Consider the following 5,397-nt stretch of genomic DNA (forward strand, 5'->3'; position numbering starts at 1 on the left):
ACGGCTGCTGCGCTGGGCGCCCGATGCCAGCGGCGCCTTGCAACCTGCAGAGCTGCGCCCCTTGGCCCTGCCACCTGGAGGTTGGGGGCTCACCGATCTGCTGGCCAGCAAGCAGGGACTGCTCGGTTTGTGGCGACGGTTTACGGCACCCGATCAGTGGCAGGCGCGACTTGTGCTGTATCCCGCCAGCGCCATCACAACCAACGCCACCAGCAACGCTGAAGTCCCCCCCGTGGCACCACTGATCAGCTGGAATCTGCTGCAGCTCGGTCTTGCTCCAGATAACTGGGAAGTGTTGCTGGCGGCTCCGCCCCTTGGCGATGGCCGACCAAGCTTGCTGCTGGCGACCGACGACAACTTCAATCCCCTGCACCGCTCACACCTTGCCCGGCTGGCGCCGCGCCAGCTGCCGGGCTGCTCAGCGCAACCCCAGCAATGAAACAGCAATGAATCGCTCCGCGCTCAAACGCCGCCAGCTGCTCGAATTACTGGGCATCGGTGCTGGCAGCAGCGCCGCTGCCATGCTGCTGCCGCAGCTTGAGGTGCGCAGCCGTGGCACGGCAGGGGATGCTGCCCTGCCCTTTGTGCCCGTGCGTGCACCTCTGCCCTTGCCTGCTGACGGGCTGAATGCGGCAGACCAACGGCGCATCTATCGAACGTTCAACGTCGACGACAAACTGCTGGTTCCCGAGGGCTATCGCGCCGAGCTGATCGCTGTCTGGGGGGATCTTCTCGCCACGGGTCGCTTTGGCTTCAACAACGACTACCTGGCATTTCAGGCCCTACCTAGCGGGAAGGCCTTGTTGAGTATCAACTTCGAATACATAAGCCCGCAGACCTGGTCGGCAGGTTTTTCAGAAGCCGTGGGCACCACTCTGCCGCTGGAGCCTTTGCAGCAGTCCCTGGCCAGCCGCGGCGGCAGCGTGGATGTGGCCAGCCTGGCTGCGAACGACCCGCTGCGTTCGCTGATCGAGGCCGTGGCCCGTGCTGCCATGGCTGATCTCGGCATCGGCGTGCTCGAGCTTGAGCAGGGGAGCTCAGGCTGGCGCCGCCTCGGCGGCAGTCGCTATGAGCGGCGCATCGATGGGCTAAGCGGGCTCAGCCAGCAGGAGCAGGCACTGCGCTGCAGCGGTCCGGCGGCGGCGGTGTTTCGCCACAGCCAGCCGCTTGGCTACCGCGACGGCCTGGGTGATCGGATCATCGGCACCTTTGCCAATTGCGCTGGCGGCACCACCCCCTGGGGCACCGTGCTGAGCGCTGAGGAAAACTTTCAGTCGCAGGTACCCGAGGCCGTCTATGCCGATGGCTCGGCGGCTTCCCCCGAGAAGCGCCCGTTCCGCTGGGATGGTTCACGCCTCGACGGGCTCGGCAATCCCTTCGGGCTGGCCGGCAACAAGTACGGCTGGATGGTGGAATTTGATCCCCGCGAGCCAAGCAAACCCGCGGTTAAGCACAGTCTTCTGGGCCGCTTTCGCCACGAAGCCGTTGCCGTTGTGGCGCGGTCCGGGGAGCCGCTGGTGGTGTATTCGGGTTGCGATCGCCATGGCGGCCACTTTTACCGCTTTGTCAGTGAGGGGCTCGTGCAAGACCCGGTCGATCGCACCAATTCGCAGCTGTTTGCAGCCGGGCGCCTGGAGGTGGCCCGTTTCAACGCAGAAGGCAGCGGCACCTGGATTGCCCTGGAGGCCACCACGGAGGTGCAGCCGCAACCCCCCAGTCATTACGAGCGCTTTGGCTGGGAGCAACCGGTCGTTTTGCCCCACAGCGACCGCCAGCGCAGCGGCAGTGAAGCGCTCAGCAGCGATTCCGCACTGCAGGCCTACCGCAGCCGCTACAAAAAACTTGGCGATCTTTACCCGTTGGGCGGCGATGACGTGCAGGCGCAGCTGCGGCAGCAGGGGGCGATCTTGATTGATGCCCATCTAGCCGCCAACGCTGCTGGTGCCACCGCCTGCCCCAGGCCAGAAGACACCGATATCGACCCGATCAACGGCGACCTGCTGATCGCTTTCACGGCGGCAGGCCGTGATGACAGCGGCTGCAGTGATCCGGCGGTCTTCCGCGGCCCCAAAGGCGAATCCCTCTGGCTCCACGGTTGGGTGATGCGCCTGAGCGATGGCGGCGCTGGCCGAGGCGCCCGCTTCCGCTGGCGGATGGTGGCCGCTGGCGGCCTGCCCTGGGAGGGCGGGCTCGGTTTTAGCCATCCCGACAACCTCGCCTTCGACCCATCCGGCAACCTCTGGCTGGTGACCGATCGCTCTGGGGATGCCGACCTCGATGTGTTCGGCAACAACAGCTGCTGGCTGCTGCCGCGCGAAGGTGCAATGGCGGGACAGGCCCTCTGCTTTGCGATCGGTCCGGTGGGGTGTGAGCTATGCGGGCCCTGCTTCGATAGCGAGGGCCGCACGCTGTTTCTTGCGGTGCAGCACCCAGGCGAGGGCCAGGGTGTGCGCCAAGGCAAGGAGGTGGAAGCCCAAGCCCACAGCCTGGTCGATCGAAACGGTCAACGCTTCGAGCAGCTGCGCTGGGTGCCGCTCGGATCTAACTGGCCGTCTGGGGTACCCGCCAGGCCGCCCAGGCCCGGGGTCGTGGCGATCCGTCGTCTCGACGGCAAAACCCTGCTGAGCTGAACGCTGGTGCCAGTTCAGTTATGCCTGGAAGGCTGAGCCCCAGCAACTTGAGTGAATTGATTCAGTTGCGGCTCGACGTCGTTGCTGCGGACCCGGCGGTCCTTACCGAGGCCCCACCCTGGTGGCGCACCTCTCGGTGCGACGCAGTGCGCCCCGCCTGCACCAGGATGACAAGGCATCTGGCACCGGCTACCGCTGGGGCAAGGCCTGCTCCGACGATGAATACAACGTTAATCCGAGCCAAATACGGCGACAGCACAAGTGCAGAGGCCCAGCTATCGGCCTTGCGCTACCCGGGGCTTACGGCCACTTTGCGACCAATGTGATCGAGCAGCCCTGGCGCTGCATATCAACCTGGGACGGCCGGTCGCCATTCATAACGACCCCAACGGTGAAGCTGATCTGGTGGCAGGTGCTTACACCGCCAACAGCAACGACGCAGGGCAGCACTACGGCTGGAAGAACTGGTAGCCCATCCTTTGATCGTGAGCGCTTTGTCTTTAAGACCCTGGCGGTAGTGATCTTCACTCAGCTTTTGATCTATGCCCTTGCTGCTGGGGTGAGTGTGGAAAACCAGTTCCCAGAGGATCTATTTCAGGCTATGGCGGTATTCATCGACGATCACCCGCAATGGGATCAGTACAGGCTGATGCAGCCCGCAGTGGTCAAGCACTACCTAGATGGATTGTTTCGCGGACCAAAGCAGGGGCCCGGCGAGCCGGAAGCGCTATCAAGATGAGGCCATGAAACAGCTATCCGGCAAAAGCAAACCGAAGTGGCTGGTGCTGGCCAGTCAAATGCTGGCCGGGACCGTTTTTGTTGCCATGACCATCAGCGTTCTTCCGGCGCTGCTGCTGATGTCGCTTGTGATGGCCTTGCTTCTGATACCTGTCTTGAGGCAGGTTCGCAAGGAGGCAGAAAAGTCTGGAATTGAATTGAATTCACTTCCAAAAAATATGGTCAATGTCACACCTTTGCATCGCCGCTTGCAACAAGACCTCTTGAAATATTTTGGCCTTATACGTTGACTTTAGGGGGTGCTGCCGGGGCCAGTCCTGACTGCTTTGTGGAGAGATCACGAGCATGGGCTCATACTTTGAGAGACATTTCTTCCTGGCTGCAACGCCGAAACATGTAGCCTTTGCCTCGCGTTGTAAGAATAAGCTCGGGAACCTCTACGTCCTCCTCCACTTTTGCGCGCAGTCGTGATATGTGAACGTCTACTACACGACTGTCATTAGATTTTGTGGGCCTATACCCCCAAACCTGCTCGAGGATGTCCAGCCGGCTGACTGGCTCACCCGCTCGGTTAATCAATAGCTCTAGCAGGCTGAATTCCATTCCCGTTAGACGGATGCGCTCATCACCGCGATAGGCTTTGCGGCGCGTTAGATCAACCCTGAAATTCCCTACAATCATCCAATGAGTGCTTGCAGGCTTTAGCTCAGCGCCATTATTTATTTGCTTGCCGCTGAGAAGCAATGGAGAGCTTCTTCTCAGCACACAGCGAATACGTAGCTCAAGCTCTTTTGGGCTAAATGGCTTGAGTATGTAGTCATCGGCACCAAGCTTGAGTCCAGTGAGGCGGTCGCCCACATCACTCAATGAAGTGAGCAAAATAATCGGCACTTCTGATTGAGCACGGATCCTCTCGGTCACAGCGAAACCATCAAGCTCTGGCATCATCACGTCAAGAACAAGTGCATCCGGCTCAAAGCTGCGGAAGAGTTCAAGCGCCTGCATACCATCTACCGCCGCAGCCACCTCAAAGCCAGCTAGACGCAGCCTCGTTTCCAATATGCGCCTGATGTTCGCCTCGTCATCGGCGATCAGTATTCGGATGGTATGGGTACGACGTTCTGGGGTCAAGACACACCAAGCGCCGCAAGATGGGGCAAAAAATAGGTGGAATCCCCGTTGCCCGCGGATTGCGAACAAGAATCGTCACATAAGCAGCTGCCCTATCCGCCGCTCCTTGCTCTTACTTCTAACGGCTCAAAGCCTCAATTTTTAGTTGCTGCATCACCCTCTGCCTGAGCAGACCTAATCAACCCCCCAGCTGGAGGTGCCGGCTGCTGAACAGCTCGCCGGTGCAGTTCACCGGTAATAAAGACGAGCGACCAGCTCGGTACCAGGCATCTACCAAGGCAGCGCTGGAGCGGGGGTAGAGCTCTCCAGCCAAGATCCAGAACTCGTCATGCAGCACCTGCGTCTGGTCTGGTGTGCCCACGTACCAAGGCGACTCAGGATCCTGTGACAGCTCCTCATGGAGCAGCAGGAGTCCCTCAAGTACGCAGTTGCGAGTTCAGGCGTCATCGGCTTTGCTGGCCCTACCTTGCGGTGCGGCTACCCAAGAACGTCTATCCACGCACTCCAAGGTGCGCCAGATCAAGCACTGGCCCCTACGGGTTGCGCCGCAGGACGAAACGGGGCTTCCAAGGGAAGGCTGCTAAGGGAATAGCCGAGCAGCGCTCAGGAAGATGGAGCTAGCGCCAGAGAACACAGCAGTGCTGCGGCAGCCGCTGCCACCTGTTGGGTGAATGAGCACCTCCGCGGCACCAGGGTCCCGGTGGCGGCTGTCTCCGAAAACCACCAAGACGGGATCTCCGTGCCGGACCTTGTGCATCGACCACCGGATAGGGGGTGATCAGCCGGGCTTGTCGGTGCCATAAGTCCTGGTGCTGCCCAATTGAGCCTCCAAGTTGGCCGGAAGATGTGAATTGGTGTTAAGTTCAGATGAGCGAGCGGTTTGCCGCCCCGCATCTAC

General features: G+C 60.9%; 6 protein-coding genes. 4 read left to right on the top strand and 2 right to left on the bottom strand.

What is annotated here, in order from left to right; all coding sequences use genetic code 11:
• The 4 genes from KBZ07_RS15605 to KBZ07_RS15620 all read left to right on the top strand — a co-directional run.
• A partial coding sequence (locus KBZ07_RS15605) for an esterase-like activity of phytase family protein (RefSeq protein ID WP_254932468.1) occupies positions 1-439 on the top strand: 439 nt, incomplete at its 5' end.
• A 7-nt stretch (positions 440-446) separates the two neighbouring features.
• On the top strand, positions 447-2,630 hold the full coding sequence (locus KBZ07_RS15610) for a PhoX family phosphatase (protein ID WP_254932469.1): 2,184 nt from the start codon (positions 447-449) through the stop codon (positions 2,628-2,630).
• 121 nt (positions 2,631-2,751) lie between these two features.
• Positions 2,752-3,369: a DUF2811 domain-containing protein gene (locus KBZ07_RS16390; RefSeq protein WP_254932470.1), complete on the top strand. Its 618-nt coding sequence runs from the start codon at positions 2,752-2,754 to the stop codon at positions 3,367-3,369.
• A 4-nt stretch (positions 3,370-3,373) separates the two neighbouring features.
• Entirely contained in the window at positions 3,374-3,658 is a 285-nt protein-coding gene (locus KBZ07_RS15620; protein ID WP_254932471.1) for a hypothetical protein, read from the top strand.
• A 61-nt stretch (positions 3,659-3,719) separates the two neighbouring features.
• Here KBZ07_RS15620 and KBZ07_RS15625 read toward each other — a convergent pair whose 3' ends face one another.
• Together KBZ07_RS15625 and KBZ07_RS15630 are read right to left on the bottom strand one after the other, a co-directional pair.
• Complete coding sequence (locus tag KBZ07_RS15625; protein ID WP_254932472.1) at positions 3,720-4,499, bottom strand: response regulator; 780 nt, start codon at positions 4,497-4,499, stop codon at positions 3,720-3,722.
• Between the two features lie 178 nt (positions 4,500-4,677).
• A complete protein-coding gene (locus KBZ07_RS15630) occupies positions 4,678-4,860 on the bottom strand; it encodes a hypothetical protein (RefSeq protein ID WP_254932473.1) in 183 nt (60 codons plus the stop codon).
• Positions 4,861-5,397: the final 537 nt, after the last annotated feature.

Source organism: Cyanobium sp. BA20m-14 (assembly GCF_024346295.1).

Excerpts from the sequence above, each read along its gene's own strand:
- KBZ07_RS15610 (WP_254932469.1), top strand. The coding sequence starts at position 447 with ATGAATCGCTCCGCGCTCAAACGCCGCCAGCTGCTCGAATTACTGGGC.
- KBZ07_RS15620 (WP_254932471.1), top strand. The coding sequence starts at position 3,374 with ATGAAACAGCTATCCGGCAAAAGCAAACCGAAGTGGCTGGTGCTGGCC.